The organism is Halanaerobium sp. (assembly GCF_003070835.1).
In genome coordinates, this window is sequence record NZ_QBLR01000465.1 from 1 (window position 1) to 1,903 (window position 1,903).

Genomic DNA, 1,903 nt, shown 5'->3' on the forward strand with positions numbered 1-1,903 from the left:
TATCATTCTGCTGAACATATCAACGATTAAATAGAGCTTAAAGAAGCTGCCTTTAATCATCGCATTCAGCCAGGTGATATCCCAGGTCCAGACCTGATTGGGAGCAGTAGCAATATGAGTAGGAGTTTCTCGTTTGACAGGTTCTTTACTTTTAGCTCGATGAGTATTCATTTTTTCCTCATCTAAGACTCGATAAAAGGTGGATTCTGAAGCTATATATTTACCCTGACTGGCAAGTTTAGGAACAATTTGAGAAACTGGTAAGTCTGCAAATTCTTTGCTGTTTGAAACTTCAATTATTTCTTTTCTTTCAGCCTCAGTTAATTTATTTTTGGGTTCTGGTCTTTCTACCAGAGGCCGCTGGTCTTCTTTAACAGTACCACCTTTTGACCATCGTTGGTAGGTTCTCTGTGATATATTAAGTTCCTCACATGCTTTAAATTTTCTACAGCCGTTTGCATGTGCTTCATCAATTAGTTCTACTGCTTTTTTGCGATCTGAAATTTCTATTAATCGTCCTCTGGGTCCCCCCAGATCGCTCGGGCCTTTTTTCTGAGCACCAGTAATGCTGCAGTTTCAGCAAGAGCTTTTTCCTTTTCACGAAGTTCTTTTTCTAATTCTTTAGCTTTCTTTTGTTCTTTTTTAAGGTTATCTTTTAGTTCTTTAGGATCTTCAAATTTATTTTCATTAGCGTTCTGACACTGCTTAATCCAGCTTTTTAGTTCTTCTACATGAATGCCTTTTTCACGGCAGTATTTAGCTGTTTCAAGTTCTGAGAGGCTTGCTGTTTCTAAAACAGCCTGGAATTTATCATTTGAAGACCAATTCTTTGCCTTTTTATTGCTGGTTGGATTATTTTTCATAACCTTAGCTCTCCAGGTGTAAAGTGTATTAACGGGTATATTAGTTTCTCTAGCTATATCAGGTGCTTTTTCAGCATTAGGTGGAGCCAGTCTTTTAAACATGGATTCTTTCAATTCTTTAGAATAAACAGTTTTGGGCATAGTAATTCTCCTTAAGATTTATTGTCGTTACTCTATTATACACAGATTTTGTCCCTCACGACAACTAGTCTAACATATAGGGTTATTAAAAATTATTCTGAGAAGTCACTAATATATCTGACCTGATCCTGGCTGTTTGAAATAATAATTTCTTTAATGCTGAAAACAATTAAACCTATGTTATCTCCTAAAATGAATTGAGGCATATTGTTCTTTTTTAGATGTGTTTTTCTATATTGCTCTTCTTTTGCATTTCCTGATTCAATAGTCTCAGCAGTTCCTAATAAAGTAGCACTCAGTTTATCTGAACTGGAGAATACAAGTAGTGATATGTTTTTGTTTTTTTGAATGTTATAATATTTCCTGCTGTTTTTTCTGCTGCTTAAAATGATTTTGTTTTCTGACTCCAAGTAGGTAAAATTCATTAGTGATAAATAGGGTTTATCTTCCCATGTGGTAGCCATTGTGCATAAATTTTTATTTTCAAGTAAGTTTTTTATTTCTTCTGGAATATGCATATTTTCCTCCTTAAGATTTTGATGGTAATTGATGTTTCTATACCTAATAAATATTGTCTTTTTGTGTCAGCCCGATAACGGCCCGCTGACTCAGCACCCTTTCGAATCCCTCCTATGGCCGTCTGCTAAAAAGCAGATTTACGATATTCACTTTTATTGTAGGCATCACCTTCCTTTAAATTTATCTTGTAATAATTTGTGTTTGATTAAGTCTGTTTATAGTATAGCTACTTAACCCTTAAAAATCGAGAGTAAAGGAAAAAGCCAATTTTACCTTCCGGTACTATTAACTTTACTGAAAGCAAAAAGTTGATATAATAGTGATCTTGATCTAAATAGTCTTAAATGACCGGAAGAATTTTTTATTTTTTTCCGCTGAAA

The 1,903-nt window shown here is 34.3% G+C and carries 2 protein-coding genes; both read right to left on the minus strand.

The genetic code is table 11. The features are described from left to right. Positions 1-509 precede the first annotated feature (509 nt). The gene (locus CI949_RS20470) at positions 510-1,004 is read right to left on the minus strand and encodes a transposase (RefSeq protein WP_089723361.1); all 495 of its coding nucleotides are present in this window, start codon (positions 1,002-1,004) and stop codon (positions 510-512) included. A gap of 92 nt (positions 1,005-1,096) precedes the next feature. Then, positions 1,097-1,522, minus strand: coding sequence for a pyridoxamine 5'-phosphate oxidase family protein (locus CI949_RS20475; RefSeq protein WP_076543673.1), 426 nt, complete (start codon positions 1,520-1,522; stop codon positions 1,097-1,099). Between the last annotated feature and the right edge of the window lie 381 nt (positions 1,523-1,903).

Bases quoted from the DNA above. Each gene is read 5' to 3' on its own strand.
- CI949_RS20475 (WP_076543673.1), bottom strand. From the start codon at position 1,522: ATGCATATTCCAGAAGAAATAAAAAACTTACTTGAAAATAAAAATTTA.
- CI949_RS20470 (WP_089723361.1), bottom strand. From the start codon at position 1,004: ATGCCCAAAACTGTTTATTCTAAAGAATTGAAAGAATCCATGTTTAAA.